Source organism: Kouleothrix sp. (assembly GCF_046328425.1).
In the GTDB taxonomy this organism is placed as follows: Bacteria; Chloroflexota; Chloroflexia; order Chloroflexales; family Roseiflexaceae; genus Kouleothrix.
This window is the reverse complement of the sequence record NZ_JAXLWP010000012.1, coordinates 11,640-29,014: the sequence shown is the minus strand read 5'-3', so window position 1 is coordinate 29,014 and position 17,375 is coordinate 11,640. Positions and strand designations below refer to the sequence as shown.

At 68.4% G+C, this 17,375-nt stretch carries 14 protein-coding genes and 1 pseudogene; 7 read left to right on the top strand and 8 right to left on the bottom strand.

Features of this window, described 5'->3' with window-relative positions:
* The first annotated feature begins 145 nt into the window (after positions 1-145).
* Positions 146-2,962: pseudogene (locus U0177_RS12575) on the top strand (CHAT domain-containing protein).
* 56 nt (positions 2,963-3,018) lie between these two features.
* On the opposite strand, the gene U0177_RS12570 reads toward U0177_RS12575, so the two are convergent.
* From U0177_RS12570 to uraD, 7 genes are all read right to left on the bottom strand, one after another.
* Entirely contained in the window at positions 3,019-3,183 is a 165-nt protein-coding gene (locus tag U0177_RS12570) for a hypothetical protein (protein ID WP_409570982.1), read from the bottom strand.
* Between the two features lie 79 nt (positions 3,184-3,262).
* Positions 3,263-4,675 (bottom strand): hypothetical protein, encoded by a 1,413-nt coding sequence (locus U0177_RS12565; RefSeq protein WP_409570981.1) that lies wholly within the window; start codon positions 4,673-4,675, stop codon positions 3,263-3,265.
* A 230-nt stretch (positions 4,676-4,905) separates the two neighbouring features.
* Positions 4,906-5,331: a hypothetical protein gene (locus U0177_RS12560; RefSeq protein ID WP_409570980.1), complete on the bottom strand. Its 426-nt coding sequence runs from the start codon at positions 5,329-5,331 to the stop codon at positions 4,906-4,908.
* 165 nt (positions 5,332-5,496) lie between these two features.
* Positions 5,497-7,332: a phosphoenolpyruvate carboxykinase (GTP) gene (locus tag U0177_RS12555; RefSeq protein WP_409570979.1), complete on the bottom strand. Its 1,836-nt coding sequence runs from the start codon at positions 7,330-7,332 to the stop codon at positions 5,497-5,499.
* Between the two features lie 245 nt (positions 7,333-7,577).
* Complete coding sequence (locus U0177_RS12550; protein ID WP_409570978.1) at positions 7,578-8,930, bottom strand: allantoinase; 1,353 nt, start codon at positions 8,928-8,930, stop codon at positions 7,578-7,580.
* A gap of 12 nt (positions 8,931-8,942) precedes the next feature.
* Positions 8,943-9,302, bottom strand: a complete 360-nt coding sequence (gene uraH / locus U0177_RS12545) for a hydroxyisourate hydrolase (protein WP_409570977.1) — start codon at positions 9,300-9,302, stop codon at positions 8,943-8,945.
* Positions 9,303-9,311: 9 nt separating this feature from the next.
* Positions 9,312-9,833 (bottom strand): 2-oxo-4-hydroxy-4-carboxy-5-ureidoimidazoline decarboxylase, encoded by a 522-nt coding sequence (gene uraD, locus U0177_RS12540; protein ID WP_409570976.1) that lies wholly within the window; start codon positions 9,831-9,833, stop codon positions 9,312-9,314.
* A gap of 164 nt (positions 9,834-9,997) precedes the next feature.
* Between uraD and U0177_RS12535 the strand changes: the two genes are divergently transcribed.
* From U0177_RS12535 to U0177_RS12510, 6 genes are all read left to right on the top strand, one after another.
* Positions 9,998-10,852, top strand: coding sequence for an aldo/keto reductase (locus U0177_RS12535; RefSeq protein ID WP_409570975.1), 855 nt, complete (start codon positions 9,998-10,000; stop codon positions 10,850-10,852).
* A 546-nt stretch (positions 10,853-11,398) separates the two neighbouring features.
* Entirely contained in the window at positions 11,399-13,072 is a 1,674-nt protein-coding gene (ettA, locus tag U0177_RS12530) for an energy-dependent translational throttle protein EttA (RefSeq protein WP_409570974.1), read from the top strand.
* Positions 13,073-13,330: 258 nt separating this feature from the next.
* Positions 13,331-13,882: a DUF4405 domain-containing protein gene (locus U0177_RS12525; protein WP_409570973.1), complete on the top strand. Its 552-nt coding sequence runs from the start codon at positions 13,331-13,333 to the stop codon at positions 13,880-13,882.
* Between the two features lie 132 nt (positions 13,883-14,014).
* Entirely contained in the window at positions 14,015-14,617 is a 603-nt protein-coding gene (locus U0177_RS12520; protein ID WP_409570972.1) for a hypothetical protein, read from the top strand.
* 82 nt (positions 14,618-14,699) lie between these two features.
* Positions 14,700-15,170 carry a hypothetical protein gene (locus U0177_RS12515; RefSeq protein ID WP_409570971.1) on the top strand — a complete coding sequence of 157 codons (471 nt, stop codon included), beginning with the start codon at positions 14,700-14,702 and terminating at the stop codon, positions 15,168-15,170.
* Positions 15,167-15,526 (top strand): hypothetical protein, encoded by a 360-nt coding sequence (locus U0177_RS12510; protein WP_409570970.1) that lies wholly within the window; start codon positions 15,167-15,169, stop codon positions 15,524-15,526. Before U0177_RS12515 ends, U0177_RS12510 begins: the two co-directional genes overlap by 4 nt.
* A 158-nt stretch (positions 15,527-15,684) precedes the next feature.
* Here the strand turns inward: U0177_RS12510 and U0177_RS12505 are convergent, their stop codons facing one another.
* Positions 15,685-17,283, bottom strand: coding sequence for an amidase family protein (locus U0177_RS12505; protein ID WP_409570969.1), 1,599 nt, complete (start codon positions 17,281-17,283; stop codon positions 15,685-15,687).
* Between the last annotated feature and the right edge of the window lie 92 nt (positions 17,284-17,375).

Here is a 17,375-nt window from a genome sequence, read left to right as displayed (position 1 = left end):
ATTGTTCCCCCTCCCTTGGCAGGGGAGGGGGCAGGGGATGAGGTCGAAAGTCGAAAGACGTTGTGCCAAACTTGCTAGATCTCGCATAGCGCAGGAGCTACACGGGAGCAACCACGTACGCCCTAGTATGGTAGAATAAGTCGCCATGTCGCTTGCCTTCGACCATGCTGTCGCCGGTTTGGGCCGCGTTTGCGCGCTCGCCGAGCGCGACCCGCGCCGGGCTGTGGCCCTGGCTCGCCGCTGCCATGCCCGCTGGAGCGAGCCAGCCACACGCGCCGCCGCCGAGTATACGCTCGGCTGGGCGCTGTTGTGCTGGGAACAGTTCGACGAGGCGCGCGCCTACCTGAGCGCCGCCCTGCCCCTGCTCGGCGGCATGCTCGCGCTGCGCTGCCGCTACGCGCTGCTGCTGGCCGGGCTGCTACAGTACGCCGACCTCACACTCGAGCCCGATTTCGCCGAGCTTGCCGCCCAGCTCGATGCGGCTGGCGCCACCGCCGACGCGGCGCGCGCGCGGATCTACCAGGCCGTGCTCTACAACCTTGCCGGCCGCGCGCCCGACGCCGAGGCGCTGCTGCAGGCGGTCGAGCCGGCGCTGGCCCACGCACCACCCGCCGACACCGGCCGCTGGCTGCGGGTGCGCGGCGCAGCCGCTATGCAGCGCGGCGACTACCGCGAGGCGGCCAGGCTGCTCGGCCAGGCCAGCGCAATCTTCGCCGGCGCGCGCAGCCAGCTGGAGCGCGCGAAGTGCCAGGGCGAGCTCGCCGCGTGCGCGCTGCAGGCCGAGCAGCTCGAGCTTGCCCGCAGCCACTATCACAGCGCCAGCCGCGCGTTCGAGCACCTGCGTATGCCCCTGCGCGCCGCCTGGTGCCACCAGGGGCTGGGCGCGCTGCTGACGCGCACGGGCGATTACAGCGGCGCGCTCCCTCAGCTCCTCGCCGCGCTTGAGCAATTCCAGCGATACCAGCACGCGCGCGGCATTGCCCTATGCCAGCTCGAGCTTGGCAATCTGTACTTCTTCACCGGCCAGTGGGCCGCCGCGCTCGCGAGCTATGCCCGCAGCGCCAGCAGCCTCGGCGCGGCCGGCGCGGCCAGCCAGGCACTTACGGCATGGCGCAACTCCGCGCTGGTCTACCGCGCTCAGGGGCGCCTCGACGACGCCGACGCGCTGCTGGCTGGCCTCGAAGCGCAGGCCAGCGCGCTGGAGAGCAAGGCCGAGCTGGCCGCGATCTGGATGGAGCAGGCCGGCATCATGGCCGCGCGCGGCCACGTGCGCCAGGCGCTGGCGGGCTACCGTCGCGCCCGGCGCGCGTTTCTTGCCGCCGGCCAGCTGCTGGGCGCCGCCGACTGCGCGATCGGCCTAGGCGAGCTGGCGCTCGCGCGCGGTCGCGCCGACCAAGCGCTCAAACATTTTCAACGCGCCGCGCCAGACCTTAGCCAGCACCCCTACCATCGCTGGCGCGCCGAGTCAGGGCTCGCGCGCTGCGCCGAGGCGCGCGGCGATGACGCTTCAGCCCTGCGCTCGTTCCAGGCCGCGCTCGCCACCGTGGCCGAGCTGCGCGCGCGGCTGTTCAGCGAAGCGATCTCAAGCAGCGTCTACACCCAGGCCGCCACGCTGCACGCCGACGCACTGCGGCTGGCAATACGCCAGGGCGCGATCGACACCGCGCTAGGCATTGCCGAAAACCAGCGCGCCCTGGTGCTGCGGCGCCTGATCCGCCAGCCGGCCGCCACGCTGCCGCCCGCCTTCGCCCAGCGCCACGACGCGCTGCGCGCGCAGATCGCCAACCTGCCACCCGGCGCCGAGATCGACCGCGCGCTGGCCGAGTACGGCGAGCTGCTGCTGCACGCGCGCCACAGCACCACGCCCAGCCACACGCTCGAGCCCGCGGCCGCCTTCGAGCTTGGCCGCGCGCGCGCCAGCCTGTGCGCCGCCTACGGCGACGACTGGACCGCGCTGTGCTACACCCAGCACGGCGCATCGCTGCTGCTGCACATGCTCACGCCCGATGGCCTGCAACTCTACGAAATCGCCGCCGGCCACGCGTTTCAGCAGCTGGTCGACCGGGCGAGCCTGCCGATGTTTCGCTACCTCACCTACCGCGACTCCTCGTACCGGCAGGGTCTCAGCCGGCATCCCTGGGAGCGGCCGCGCGCGCGCGGCGATCTGCTGCTGCCCCGCGAGCTGCGCACGCGCCTGCACCCCAACCATCGCCTGCTGATCGTGCCGGCCGGGCCGCTGCACCGGCTGCCCTGGGCGGCGCTGCGGCTCGGCAATGCCTGGCTCGCCGAGCGCGCGATCATCCAGCTCACGCCATCGCTCAGCGCCTGGCAGCTCCTGGCCGAGCGCCCGCCGCCGGCTGGCCAGCGCGCGCTGATCGTCGGCTGCAACGAGTTCGGCGCACGCGCCGGGGCAATCCTGGCAAGCGAGGAGGCCGCGCTGATCGGCGCGCGCTGGCCCGGCGCGTACGACAGCCTGATCGACGCGCAGGCCACCCGCGCGACGCTGCTCGATCGCGCGGCGCGCGGCGCGCTGCGCCAGTACCAGCTTATTCACTTCGCAACCCACGCGCAGCTGCTGCCACACCGTGGCCTGGCGGCGCACATCAAGCTGTGGGACGACGATCTGCTGCTGCCCGAAGTCGCCGCGCTCGGCCTGGACGGCGCGCTGGTGGTGCTGGCCACCTGCGATGGCGCCGCCCCCGACGCACTGCCCGGCGAGGAGGTGCTAAGCCTGAACGGAGCGCTGCTCGCGGCCGGCGCGCGCGCGGTGATCGCCAGCGTATAGCCGATCTCGAACCAGGCGGCGCTCGGCCTGACCGCCGCGCTCTACAGCGAGCTGCGCGAGCACTCCGACGCGGCGCGCGCCCTCGCGTTGGCGCAGCGTGCCCTGCTGGCCGGCGCCGGCGACGGCGAGGCCGGCACGCCGATCGGATGGGGCGGCTTCGTCGCGATCGGCAGCTAAAACGGCGACGGTGCGAGTGAGGCCGAAGCCCCGCTCGCACCGCCGTCTGTGTCGCTCTAGCCGCCCCCGGTGCCGCTGCCGCCCGTGCCAGGGTTGCTGTTGGCCTGCGGTGGCGCCCCGGCGCCGATTGCCGGCGCGTGCCAGCCGCCAAATGCCAGGTTTACGCCGACCATCAAGGCGGCTATGCCGCCCGCCAACTGCTGAACGAAACGCTTTCGCATGGTTTCCCTCGCTCGTGTGTATGCCAATATCACAAGAGAAGAGGGCTGTGGGCGAAAAACGTATCATTTTAACCCAGCACTATTCCGGCCAGCTGGCGGCCGGCGCGGTCGCGCGGGCGCGCAGGTCGCGCGCGATCAGCCGCGCCCCGGCGCTCTGCCAGTTGTAGAGCGTGCGCTCAGGCACCGCCGCGCGAAACCAGTCAAACGCCTCACGCAGCGGCCTGGGCGCGCCGTCGAGGTCGGCGCGCCGGCTATATGGCTTCAGGCCGGCCATGTATGGAAAGAACAGCGCATTATAGTAGCGCCACTCGTCGGAGGTGCCGAACTCGGACGCGCCGCGTGGCTTCAGCCGCGCCACACACTCGGCCAGCAGCATTTTCAGCTCGGCGGCGCGCTCGAGCGCGTCGTCGGGGGCGCCGCGCGCGGCCAGGCGCTGCGAGATCAGCGGCAGCTGGGTGAGCGGGCTGCTCGCCAGCCGCGCCAGGTCGCCATAGTGGCTCAGCGCGCGGCGCGTCAGCCGCGCGAACTCGTCTTCGTCGATCTGCTCGGCCGCCAGGTCGGTGTTCTGGCGCGAAAGCGCCGTGGCCGCGCCGCGTAGCTCGGCGCGCTCGCGCCGTAGCGCCGGGGCGCCCGCGAACACCAGCCGGTCAAGCCAGCCGGTCAGCGGGTCGGCGCAGGTGGCGAGCGCAATCGCCAGCGCCACCACCGCGAGCAGCAGCAGCCGCATGGGCAGCGCCGCGCCAGCGCCAAGCGTGCCAGCCAGCGCCACCTGCGCGCCAAACAGCAGCGCCACCAGGCCCGCAGCCACCGCCGAGCGCAGAATGTCGCGCCGCAGCGTTTCGCCCTCGTCGAGCGCGTCGAACAGCGCAATCGCAATGCCTAGAAGCACCAGGTCGGTCTCGATCATCAGCAGCTTGGCGGCATGCGGCAGCGCCGGCAGCGGGAACAGCAGCAGGCCGACGCCCAGGCCAAAGAACAGCCCGGCCGCAAGCAGCAGCCCGATCTGGCCGCTGGGCCGGATCGCCCGGCGCTGCGCAAGCACCAGCCCCAGCGCGCCAGCAAGCGGCACGATCGCGAGCAGCACCGCCAGCGCGTAGCCGGCACCCGCCGGCGGCCCGCCCGCAGCATCGGCTGCGGCCAGGTTGCCGCGCGCCGCCAGCCAGCCAACCAGCGCCGCCAGCGGCGCGCAGCCCCAGCGCCAGCCGCGATCGAGCGCGGCGCGCGGCGGCCAGGCCTCGGGCAGCAGCTGCAGCAGCGCCCCCGACCACAGCAGCGCCGGGAAGAAGATCAGCAGCCAGTGCAGCCGCGCCAGCGCCGCGCCCGCAAACCCCGGCCCGGCCGCGCGGCTGAGCGTGGCGGCGGCCAGCGCCAATGCGTACAGCAGCAGGCCAAGCCCGGCGCGGCGCAGCAGCGGCTTGCGCGGGTTCCGCACCAGCACATACAAGCCGAGCCACCACGCCAGGCCAAATGTCACAACATCGACAGCGATCATATACACACACGCGGGCAGATGAAACACCACAGGCCCGCGAGAGGTATAAACGATGGCGGCAGATCCGTCAAATCTAGGGCAAACGCAGTTGGTGCCCTCTGCCTTCGGCAGAGCGGTTTTTCCGCGCTCCGCGCAGAAAAACCGCATACAGCGAAATTTCGGGGGCGGCTTCACCGCCCCCGAACCGCCACATACGACAAGTGATCAGCGCACCTCTGCCCGAATACCGGCTAGGCGCGGCTCAGCCGGCGCAGCCCGAGGTACTCGAGCAGCGCGACAACCGCCGCCGCATCGGCGAGGCCGGCCACCGCCCACTTACCAGCGGTGGTTAGCCCGAACGGGTCGAAGAGCAGCAAGAGCACACTTGCGACTACCCAGGCAATATTCAGCGCCAGCATCAGGCGCACACGGCCGGCGGCGATCGGCGTGCGGCGCGCCTCGTAGCCGATCCACACGCCGAGGATCAGCACATCGAGCCCGATCAGCGCGATCGGCCAGCCGGCGCCGAGGCCGAGCCAGGCAGCGATCGGCCCGGCCGCCAGCAGCATGCCCGCGCCGCCAAGGGTCGAGAAGAGTGCATCGGCGAACAGCGTGCGCCGCAGCAGGCGGGCTGGGTCGTGCTGCGCCACGGATGCGCCAAAGGTTTGAGCTGCCATCGAGTTCCTCACTTTCAATCTTCGGGCGGTTCGATGGCGCGAGTGTAGCCCCGGCGCAGCTGCCATGGCAATGAAAAAAGGTGCCAAATACTGCCAGTTGGGCATAAAAAAGCGCGGCGGCGGCCCAGTGGGCCACCGCCGCGCCGCGCGCAAGCGCGCTATGGGCTACTCGGGCGCCAGCTCCCAGTGCTCGGGGGCGCGCCACAGGCTCGAAAGGATCAGCTCGCGCATGAAGATAAACTCCTTCGGCAGCTTATCGTACAGCCGGCCGAACAGCTCGTCGTGCGAGAGCAGCTCCTGCTGCCACACGTCGCGGTCGACCGACATCAGCGCGTCGAATTGCTCTTTGCTGAAGCCCTCCAGCCCGGTCCAGTCGATATCCTCGTAGCGCGGCACCCAGCCAAGCGGGCTCTCGATGCTGACCGCCCGGCCGCGCGCGCGCTCGACGATCCACTTCAGAATGCGCATGTTCTCGCCAAAGCCCGGCCACAGGAAATTGCCGTCGGCATCGCGGCGGAACCAGTTGACGTTGAAAATCCTCGGCGGGTTGTTGATCTGCCGGCCGAAGTTCAGCCAGTGGTTGAAGTAGTCGGCCATGTGGTAGCCGCAGAACGGCAGCATCGCGAACGGGTCGCGCCGCACTTCGCCCAGCTTGCCCGCAGCAGCCGCGGTCATCTCCGAGCCCATGGTCGCGGCGGCGTACACGCCAAACGTCCAGTTGAACGACTGGTACACCAGCGGCACCACATTGCTGCGCCGCCCGCCGAAAATAAACGCCGAGATCTTCACACCCTTCGGGTCGTCGGCGGCGGCGTCGATCACCGGGCACTGGCTGATCGGCGCGGTGAAGCGCGCGTTGGCGTGCGCGGCCGGTGTGGTGCTCTCGGGCGTCCAGTCCTTGCCCTTCCAGTCGATCAGGTGCGCCGGCTTTTCTTTGGTCATGCCCTCCCACCAGACATCGCCGTCGTCGGTGAGCGCCACGTTGGTGAAGATCGTGTTCTTGGTGATCGACGCCATCGCGTTCGGGTTCGACTTCTCGGAGGTGCCGGGGGCCACGCCAAAGAAGCCGTTCTCGGGGTTGATCGCGTACAGCTTGCCGTCGGCGCCGGGCTTGATCCAGGCGATATCGTCGCCGACGGTGGTGATCTTCCAGCCGTCGAACGACTTCGGCGGGATGAGCATGGCGAAGTTCGTCTTGCCGCAGGCGCTCGGGAACGCCGCCCCGACGTAGGTCTTCTCGCCCTTGGGCGACTCGACGCCGAGGATCAGCATGTGCTCGGCCAGCCAGCCCTCGTCGCGCGCCAGCACCGAGGCGATGCGCAGCGCGAAGCATTTCTTGCCCAGCAGCGCGTTGCCGCCGTAGCCCGAGCCGTAGCTCCAGATCGAGCGCTCTTCGGGGAAGTGCACGATGTACTTCTCGTCGCGGTTGCACGGCCAGGCCACGTCTTTCTGGCCGGGCGCCAGCGGCGCGCCCACCGAGTGCAGGCAGGGGATGAACTCGCCCTCGTCGCCCAGCACGTCGTACACCGCCCGGCCCATGCGCGTCATGATCTTCATGCTCACGGCCACGTACGGCGAGTCGCTCAGCTCGACGCCGATGTGCGCGATGTTCGAGCCCAGCGGGCCCATGCTGAAGGGTATGACATACATGGTGCGGCCGCGCATGCTGCCGTCGAAGAGGTTGGTGAGCTTGTCTTTCATCTCGCGCGGCGCCATCCAGTTGTTGGTCGGCCCGGCGTCAGTCTTGCTCAAGCTGCAGATAAACGTGCGATCCTCGACGCGCGCCACATCGCTGGGATCCGAGCGGGCCAGGAAGCTATTCGGCCGCTTGGCCGGGTTCAGCCGCAGAAATGTGCCGGCCTCGACCATCTGGTTGCACAGGTCGTTGTACTCTTCCTGCGAGCCATCACACCAGTGCACGTCGTCGGGCTTACACAGCGCCGCCATCTCTTCCACCCACGCACGTAGCTGGGCATGCTTGACATAGGCTGGGAATTCCATTGCTACCTCCATTATGACGATTAGCCTGCGTTTGTTTCGGGCATGACGTTATTGTATGCGGCGCACTCTGCAGGCAAGTTACAAGTGTCTGAATCGACGCTGACTCAATCCTTCTAACACCATCATCACGATACCAGAGCGGTACGTGGAGGCAGTTGTGATCTAGCAACGGGGAGTGAATATCGTGTATCTTACAGCTTTCAGAGGGCTTCTTCAAACAAACAACAGCTGCAAGATACGAGCCGCTATGGTGTGAGCAGCTGGCCGGCGGGCTTGGCGGCCACGGCCCTGCCATCGCGAAAGATCGTCGCGCCGCGCAGCAGCGTGCGCACGACACGGCCGTGGAACTCGCGCCCGACGTACGGGCTGTGGCGGTGGCGGTACTGCAGGTCGGCGGCGTCGAGACGGTAGCGCTGGCGCATGTCGACGAGCGCCAGGTCGGCGTCGGCGCCCTCGGCGATGCGGCCCTTGCGCGGGGCCAGCCCAAAGCGCTGCGCCACGTAGCCTGCCGTGCTCGCGGCCACCGTGGCAAGCGGCAGGCGCCGCCGGGCGTGGCCTTCGGTCAGCAGCACCGCCAGCAGCGACTGGCAGCCCGAGATGCCGCCCCAGATCTTGAAGAAGTCGTCGCCGGTTTTCATGCTGGCGGGGGCCGGCGAGTGGTCGGAGGTAACCATGGGCAGCGTGCCGTCGAGCAGCTGCTGCCACAGCGCCGCCTGCTCGTCGCGGCCGCGCAGCGGCGGGGCGCACTTGGCCAGCGCCCCGATGCGCTCGGCGTCTTCGTCGGTGAGCGCCAGGTAGTGCGCGCATGTCTCGCAGCTCACGTCGACGCCGCGAGCGCGCGCTTCGGCCACCAGCGCCACGCCGCGCCCGCTGCTGACGTGCACAATATGCAGCGCGCAGCCGGTCTCGCCCGCGTACAGGATCGCCCGGCCGATCGCCTCAAGCTCGGCCACCACCGGCCGCGACGCGAGGTAGTCGCGCACGCCCACGCGGCCCTCGGCCAGCGCGCGCCGCGCCAGCGCGGCGGTGAGCGCATCGCTCTCGGCGTGCACTGCCACAATCCGGCCAAGCCGCGCGGCGCGTCGCATGCCCTCGTAGAGCGTCAGGTCGTCGGCGGCGTGGAAGTCGTCGATCCCGCTGTTCGACATGAACGCCTTGAAGCCGATCACGCCGCGCTCGGCCAGCTCGCCGAGCGTGTCGAGGTTATCGGGCGTCAGGCCGCCCCACAGCGCGAAGTCGGCCAGCGCCGAGGCGCGCATCGCCGCGAGCTTGAGATCGAAGCTCGCGGCGTCGAGCGTGGGCGGGTGGGCGTTCAGCGGCATGTCGAAGAATGCCGTGGTGCCGCCGGCCACAAGCGCGCGCGTGCCGCTAGCGATGCCCTCCCACTCGGCGCGGCCAGGCTCGTTGAAGTGCACATGCGCGTCGATCACCCCAGGCAGCACATGCAGGCCGGCAGCGTCGATCGTCTCGCGCGCGCCGCCGGCAAGCTCGGGCGCGATCGCGGCGATCTGCCCGTCGGCGGCGGCGAGGTCGGCGCGCAGCTCGCCGTTTGGCATCACCAGCGTGCCATTGCGGATGATCACGTCGTAGTCGGGCATGGGCGGCTCCGTCTAGCTGCCGCGGTAGGTGCTGTAGGCCCACGGCGACACCAGCAGCGGCACGTGGTAGTGCGCGCCGGCGTCGGCGATACCAAAGCGCAGCGGCACCTGGCCGAGAAACGGCGGGCTGGCCGGCGCCAGGCCCTGCGCGGCAAAATACGCGCCTACGTCGAACAGCAGCTCGTAGCCGCCGGCCACCAGGCCGTCGCCGGCCAGCAGCGGCGCGTCGGTGCGGCCGTCGGCGTTGGTGATGGCCGAGGCGATCAGCCGGCGCGCGCCGTCGGCCTCGAGCCGCCACAGCTCGATCGCCACGCCGGCGGCCGGGCGGCCCTGCGCGGTATCGAGCACGTGAGTTGTCAGGCGTCCGGGCATACTCCCCCGCTAGCTGGCTACCGCGTCGGCGAGGCGCAGCCGGGCGATCTTGGCGATCTCGCCCAGCGCGGTGTCGATCTCGGCCTCGCGGCCGTGGGCCAGGCGCTCTTCGAAGCTTGCCAGAATGCTGGCCTTGGTGTGCTCGCGCACGCAGATGATGAACGGAAAGCCGAACTGCTCGCGGTAGGCCGTGTTCAGCGCGTTGAAGCGCGCGAACTCGCCGGGTGTCAGGCGGTTCAGCCCGGCCGAAGCTTGCTCGCGCGTCGACTCGCGCGTCAGCTCGTTGGCGACCGCCGCCTTGCCCGCAAGGTCGGGGTGCGCGCGGATCAGCTCCAGCTGCCGCTCGGGCGCGGCGGCGCGCATGCTGGCGCACAGCGCGGCGTGCAGCGCGTCGAGGTTGGCGAACGGGCGCGCGGACCATGTCGCCTCGGCAACCCACGGCGAGCGCTCGAACACAAACCCCAGGCGCTCGACAAACTGGCCGCGATCGAGCGCGTTGATCTGCTCGATCGTCAAGAGCTGGGAGGTCATGGCGTTCTCTTTCAGGCGTGCCGATGGCCCAGTATACGGCGCTGGCGCGCCGGTGTCAATCACCCGCGCATCCCGGCACGCGTCGTCATTTTGGGGTATAGTATCCGCATCCCTGTTCGCCCGCGCCCGGCCGCGCCGGGCCAGCTAGCCGCCAGGAGCACACAATGATCGAGCGACGACCCTTCGGCCGCACCGGCCACCACAGCACCTGCACCATCTTCGGCGCCGCCGCGCTCGGCCGGGTGACGCAGGCCGAGGCCGACCACACGCTGGAGCTGCTGCTCGCAGCCGATGTCAACCATATCGACACCGCCAACAGCTACGGCGAGTCCGAGCGCCGGCTCGGCCCGTGGACCGGGCGCTACCGCGACCGATTCTTCCTGGCCACCAAGACCGAAGAGCGCACCTACGCCAAGGCCAAAGAGCACCTGCACCGCTCGCTCGACCTGCTGCACACCGACCATGTCGACCTGTGGCAGATGCACTGCCTGGTGCAGCCCGACCAGTGGGAGCAGGCCATGGGGCCGGGCGGCGCGCTCGAGGCGTTCATCGAGGCGAAAGAGCAGGGCCTGGCGCGCTTCATTGGCGTCACCGGCCACTACACCGTGGCTGGCTGGATGCACAAGCGCAGCCTCGAGCGCTACGACTTCGACTCGGTGCTGCTGCCCTACAACTACGCCATGATGCAGAACCCGACCTACCGCGCCGACTTCGAGGCGCTCGTGCAGCTGTGCCAGGCGCGCAATGTCGCAGTGCAGACGATCAAGTCGTGCACGCGCGGGCCGTGGCCGGGCGACGAGCACAGCGCCGCTACGTGGTACGAGCCGTTCAGCGAGCAGGCCGCGATCGACACGGCGGTGCACTGGGTGCTGCGCCGGCCGGGCATTTTCCTCAACACCCCCGGCGACATCCACCTGCTGCCCAAGGTGCTCGACGCCGCACGCCGCCTGACGCCCGGGCCGCAGAGCGAGCTCGATCCGGCAATGGAGGCGCTCGCGCCCACGCCGCTGTTTACGTAGTGGGCTGCGCCCCGATCCCTTTGTGGGCGCTTCGCTTTGATCTTGCGGGCGCTTCGCTTTGATCTTGCGGGCGCTTCGCTTTCGTTTTGCGGGCGCTTCGCCCCGCACCCCGATTAGGGGAACCAGGCCGGTTCCCCTAAAACCCCTCCAGCAAAAGAAGCAGTGCCGGCACGAACGTCATTCGCACATGCCTCAGGGCACGCCATCAGGTCATTCTATACCACGAGGCATGCACCACTGGCGTTAAAACCAAACCGGCATTCTTTATGGGGTCCAGGGGCGAAGCCCCGGCGGCGAGGTCCAGGAGGCCGGCGGCGGCCTCCTGGCGCGGGGCACGGGGCCGCGCAGGCCCCGAGTGCGTTTGAGGGCGCGGGGCACGGGGCCGCGCAGGCCCCGAGTGCGTTTGAGGGCGCAGGCCCCGAGTGCGTTTGGTGGCGCGGGGCACGGCGCCGCGCAGGCCCCGAGTGCAGCGGGAACGCGCAAACAACCAAAGATCTGGTATCATAGCGCCTGCGCAAAAAACAAGAAAGAACAGCCCAAACCTTTATGACAGAGCCAAAAATCATCTTCTCGATGGTGCGCGTCAAGCGCATCGTCCCGCCGAACCGCGAGATCATCCGCGACATCTCGCTCTCGTTCTACTACGGCGCCAAGATCGGCGTGCTGGGCCTCAACGGCGCCGGCAAAAGCACGCTGCTGCGGATCATGGCCGGTATCGACAAAGACTACCTCGGCGAGGTCATTATGTCGCCCGGCGTCAGCGTCGGCCTGCTCGCGCAGGAGCCGCAGCTCGACGCGGCCAAAACCGTGCGCCAGGTGGTCGAGGAGGCCGTGCAGCCGATCGTCGACCTGCTGGCGCGCTACGAGGCGATCAACGAAAAGTTCGCCGACCCCGACGCCGACTTCGACGCGCTGATCGCCGAGCAGGCCGAGCTGCAAGATCAGCTCGACCGCGTCGACGCCTGGAACCTCGACGGCCGCCTCGAGGTGGCCATGGACGCGCTGCGTTGCCCGCCCGGCGACACCCCGATCGGCGTGCTCTCGGGCGGCGAGCGCCGCCGCGTGGCGCTGTGCCGGCTGCTGCTCACCGAGCCCGACATCCTGCTGCTCGACGAGCCAACCAACCACCTCGACGCCGAGTCGGTGCTGTGGCTCGAGAAGCACCTGCAGCAGTACAAAGGCACGGTCATCGCCGTCACGCACGACCGCTACTTCCTCGACAATGTCGCCGGCTGGATCCTCGAGCTGGATCGCGGCCACGGCATCCCCTGGAAGGGCAATTACTCGTCGTGGCTCGAGCAGAAGCAGCAGCGCCTTGCGCTCGAGGAGAAGGCCGACAGCAAGCGCCAGAAGACGCTCGAGCGCGAGCTTGAGTGGATCCGCATGTCGCCCAAGGCGCGCGTGGCCAAGGGCAAGGCCCGCGTTAGCGCCTACGAGAGCCTGCTGAACCAGGAGACCGAGCGCCGCCGCGAGGATCTCGAGATCTACATCCCGCCGGGGCCGCGCCTCGGCAGCACGGTGATCGAGCTGAAGGGCGTCAGCAAAGCCTTCGGCGAGAAGCTGCTGCTCGACAGCCTCGACCTCGCGATCCCGCCCGGCAGCATTGTCGGCATTATCGGCCCGAACGGCGCCGGCAAGAGCACGCTGCTCAAGCTGATCGCCGGGCTCGACACGCCCGACGCCGGCAGCGTGACGATCGGCGAGACCGTGCAGCTGGCGTATGTCGAGCAGCTGCGCGACTCGCTCGACGCCGAGAAGAGCGTGTGGGAAGAGATCTCCGAGAAGAACGAGATCCTCGCGCTCGGCAGCCGCAAGATGCAGTCGCGCGCGTATGTCGCCAGCTTCAACTTCCTCGGCGCCGACCAGCAGAAAAAGGTCGGCGTGCTCTCGGGCGGCGAGCGTAACCGCGTATTGCTGGCCAAGATGCTCAAGCTTGGCGCGAATGTGATCATGCTCGACGAGCCGACCAACGACCTTGACGTGAACACGCTGCGCGCGCTTGAGGAGGCGATCGAGCAGTTCGCCGGCTGCGCGATCGTGGTGAGCCACGACCGCTGGTTTCTCGACCGGGTGGCCACCCACATTCTGGCGTTCGAGGGCGAGAGCCAGGTGACGTGGCATATCGGCAACTTCGCCGACTACGAGGACGAGCGCAGGCGCCGCCTGGGCAAAGACGCCGATACTCCCCACCGCATTACCTACCGCAAGCTGCACCGCTAGGCCAGCGGCTCGCGCTGGCTCGTGGGGGCTCGGGGGCGGCACTGCCGACACCGTGCTACGCCACAGTGGGGGCTCGGGGGCGGCACTGCCGCCCCCGAGTTTTTATTCCCGGCACGACGCGCGGCGAAGCCGCGCGTCGTGCCGAAACACCAAACCATCCCAATAATCTCCACATTGCTTCTTAACAATCTCTGAAAATCTTCTTGCTATCATCATGACATCGAAAGCGACAACACATCAGTAGAGATGAGGCACGATATGCAAACGCCACGCAAGCCATCCAATCGCAACAAGACCAACCTGATCGTCGATATGGCCATCTTCAGCGCATTCCTGGTGGCGATGGCGCCGCGCTTCAGCGGCCTGGCCATCCACGAGTGGCTCGGCATCAGCTTCGGCGCCGCGATCATCACGCACCTGCTGCTGCACTGGCAGTGGATCGTCGAGATAACCAAGCGCTTCTTCGGCAAGGTGCAGCCGTCGGCGCGGATCAACTACATCCTGAACGCGCTGCTGTTCATCGACGTGACCGTGATCATCTTCACCGGCCTGATGATCTCCCAAAGCGCGCTGCCCGCGCTGGGCATTACTGTCGCGAGCAGCGGGGCCTGGCGCGGCATCCACGGCACGGCCGCCGACCTGTCGCTGCTGCTGACCGGCCTGCACGTGGCGCTGCACTGGCAGTGGATCGTGAATATGACCAAGCGCTTCATCCTGGCGCCGCTCAGCGCGCGCAGCGCGCCGCAGCTGAGCGTGGGTGCCAGCCCTGAGCTGAAGCTGAACGCCCAGCCGGTGCGCAAAGAAATCTAACTCGCGGATATGTTCGATGCTCAATAGGCTTGGAAGTAGGGGGGCCGGAGGGGCAAATCCCCTCCGAACCTCCCTAGTGCGGCGTAGATGGTAGCTCCGCCTGGCGAAATCAACGAAAGGAACCCTGAGGACATGAAGATCGTTACCCGTAATCGCTGGCTGGGCGCTTGCGCTTTCGCAGGCGCGCTGCTGCTAGCGGCCTGTGGCGCAAGCACGACGCCGGCAAGCACCAGCGCACCCGCCGCCGCTGCTACTGCCGCACCCGCCGCCGCTGCTACTGCACCCGCCGCCGCTGCTACTGCCGCACCCGCCGCCGCTGCTACTGCACCCGCTGCTACTGCCACACCCGTCGCCGCTGCGCCAGCCAAGCTCAACCTGAACGAAGTCACCGCCGACCAGCTGCTGAGCGCCATTCCTGGCTTCGGCAATCGCATGGTGCGCGAGTTCATGGAGTACCGGCCGTACACCAGCATTCAGCAGTTTCGCCGCGAGATCGGCAAGTATGTCGACCAGGCGCAGGTAGCCGAGTATGAGAAGTACGTGTATGTGCCGGTCAATGTCAACGAGGCCGACGCCGCGACGCTGCAGCAGATTTCGGGGGTCGATGCGGCAACAGCCGACAGCCTGATTGCGGCGCGGCCCTATGCCAACAACGCCGCGTTTATCGCCAAGCTAAAGGAGCTGGCACCCGGCGCTGATACCGCCCAGGCCGAAACGTTCCTGGCAGCTCAGTAGCCCTTGGTTCCCATCTGGAGATTGGCGTGCATCAATCTCCAGATGCCCCTACACCCTTCTGCCCTGGCAAAAAGGAATGGCTATGAATGACGCAACAATTGTGCAGCGGCTGAGAAACTTCTTATTAGGGCTGGCCGGCTTTATCTGCGCGGGCACGATTGTCGAGCTGCTGCTCGCCAAACACTTCGACAAGCCGATGCAGATTTTCCCGTTTGTACTATGCGTGGCGGGCATTGCGGTGGTAGTTCTGGCCTGGCGCCGGCCAAGCCGCGCAGTGATCCAGGCGCTACGCGGCGTCATGGCGCTGCTTGTCGCGGGCAGCCTGCTTGGCGTGTACGAGCATATTGAGGGTAACCTTGAAGTGGTGCGCGAAGTGCAGCCGAGCGCTGCCACAAGCACTGTGCTGCTGAAGACGCTCACCGGGGCCGCGCCGCTCCTCGCGCCGGGCATTCTGGCGCTGGCCGCTATGATCGCCATTTCAGCCACATATTACCATCCCGCGCTGGCACGGCATAACCGTGCGGCGCTGATCTCGAAAGAGGGCCAGCTATGAAACTCATCGGTCGCACGCTGATCATCCTCGCCGCCGCGCTGGTGGTCGTCGGCGGCACCTTCGCCTATGTGCAATCGGGCTTTGCCGGCGGCGGCCGCGACCGTTTCGCCGAGCGGGCGGGCGGCTTCGCGCGGCCCACAAATCCCGGCCAGCCGGGCTTCAACCCGAGCGCTGGCCACGGCGAGTTCGGCCGCGGCGAGTTCGGGCCGGGCGGCCGCGACCGCGGGCCGAGCCTGTTCGGCATCGGCGAGATCGTCAAGGATCTGGCGATTATCGGCATCATTGTCGCCGTCGTCACTACCCTGACGGGCGCGCTCAGCCGCCGCCGCGACCAGCCGCCCGCCGCGCAAGAGTAGCAGCGCGCTTTAAAACTGCTCGCGCAACCGCTTGATCGCTTTCTTTTTGGTAGGCCCTGCCTGGCAAAGCCGGGCAGGGCATACCAAAATGGGGTTTGGGGGCGGCTTCGCCGCCCCCAAACCCTCACCAAAGTGTAAATAATCAAGCGAACTTGGTATCACACCAGAGGCGTCGCTGGGAAATCGGGCCGAGCCAATGCGGCCTGCTCGATCGCGCGCATAGCCGCCAGCGCCACGTGGTCGCGCCAAGGCCGCGCCGCCACCTGCACACCCACCGGCAGCCCGGCGCTGCCTTGCTCGACGCGCCGCGCTACTTCCTCGACGCGATCGCGGCTGGGTGCGCGGCCAACCTCTTCGCCGAGGCGAACACGCGTAAAAGGCACCACGCCGGCCGGGTACCCCAGCGCATTGTACAGAACGGTGTAGCTCCCCGCCGTACCAAGATCCTGGCTAGCGCCGTGGGTAAAGGCTGGCAGCGCGCAGGCCGGGCTAAGGATCACGTCGAGCGGCCCGCCCTCGGCCTGGTCGAGCGCGTCGGCGAAGCGCTGGCGGTAGGCTAGCTGCGCCTCGACGCACTCCCAGTAGTGCGCGGTGTCGCTGTAGCCGAAGTTGCGCACCACACTCGCGAGCTGGCGCTGGCCAAGCGCCGCCAGCAACCGGCTCAGTGTGGCAGTTGTACGGTGCGAGCGCCCGCCCAGCAGCGCGAGCGTCGCCACCCGCACATCACGCTTGGTTCTGCCCAGCGCAGTGTTGAAGTATCGCCCGCCATCGGCGCTGAAGATCTGGAAGACCAGGTCAAGCGTCGCGCCAATATCTGGTGGCGTCCACTCGATTACCTGTGCGCCCCGGTCGCGCAGCGACGCGGCGGCCTCACGTACCGCCCGTGCTACCGCCGGCGCCACCGCAAAGCGACCGTCGTCGGTGTAGTAGGCCACGCGCAGCCGCGACACGTCTACGCTCGCCGGGTCGCCCAGCGGAATATCGGAGCCGTTATCGATCACCTTCATGCCCAGCGCCACATCGTCCGTGGTGCGTGCCAGCACCCCCACCTGGCTAACGATAGCCTGTTGGCCCAACGGCACGCTGAAACGGCCCATGTCTGGGCAGCGCCCGGCCGTCGGCTTCAGGCTGGCGATCCCACAGAACGTGGCCGGCACGCGCAGGCTGCCGCCAATGTCGCTGCCCAGCCCCAGCGCCGATCCACCCGCCGCGATCATCGCGGCCTCGCCGCCGCTGCTGCCGCCGCTACTGCGATCGGGGTTCCAAGGGTTGTTGGTGCGGCCGTACACCGGGTTGTCGCTTTCGAGAAATAGGAGCATCTGGGCCATATTTGTTTTGCCCAGCACAATCGCGCCAGCCTGCCGCAGCCGCGCCACGTGGCGCTCGTCGCACTCGGCGGCGGTCTCCGCGCGCGACTCGATGCCGAACGACGAGGGAAAGCCCGCCAGATCGAGCGTTTCTTTCACCGTCACCGGCAGGCCGTGCAATGGCCCGAGCGCCATCCCGCGGGCGCGCAGCGTGTCGGCGGCACGGGCCTCGGCGCGGGCGGTATCGTAGCGCTTCAACACCACGGCGTTGAGCTGCGGGTTCACCTGCTCGATCCGCTCGATATGCGCGTCCACGGCTTCGCTGGCCGACACCTCGCCGCGCGCAATGAGCGCGGCGAGCACGGTGGCTGGCATCGAGGTAAGGTCGGCGGGGGTGGGCGTGGCGACCTGGCGGGCCACGCGGTCGGTCGCGATCATCTCGGGTGTCATAGCCTATCTCCTTTCGCCATAGTGCTGTATGCTCTGGCGCTACGATACCCGAGCCAGGCGCATGGCGCATCGGGAGATCACCTGATCAGCCG